Here is a 333-nt window from a genome sequence, read left to right as displayed (position 1 = left end):
GCGACGCCCGAGCCGCGCGTGACCCAGCCGGCCTGCCCGAGCCGCCGGACCGCGTGCGACAGCCGGGACGGGGAGCTCTGCGTGAGGCGCGCGAGGCCGCTCATCGGGATCTCGCCGTGCGGCCGCACGGACAGCGCCACCAGGACGTTGTACTCGTAGAGGTTCATCCCCGCATCCCGCTTGAGCTGCGCGTCGAGCGCCGCGGGCATGGTCGACAGCAGGGCGCCGACGGCCTTCCAGTCCTCCTCCTGGGCGACGGAGAGCCACGGCGTGGCGTCCTCGCCCCTCTGGCTCATGCCGCCGACCCTACCGGACTTGAACATTCAACACACG

General features: G+C 72.4%; 1 pseudogene. It reads right to left on the bottom strand.

Going from position 1 to position 333, the window contains the following annotated elements:
• A pseudogene (locus KVT14_RS20170) lies at positions 1 to 296 on the bottom strand (MarR family transcriptional regulator); the annotation flags it as partial.
• Positions 297 to 333 lie beyond the last annotated feature (37 nt).

Origin of the sequence: Cellulomonas sp. GbtcB1, assembly GCF_019091725.1 — a bacterium.
GTDB lineage: Bacteria > Actinomycetota > Actinomycetes > Actinomycetales > Cellulomonadaceae > Cellulomonas.
The sequence above is the reverse complement of the archived record's forward strand: the minus strand, read 5'-3'. Positions and strand labels throughout refer to the sequence as shown.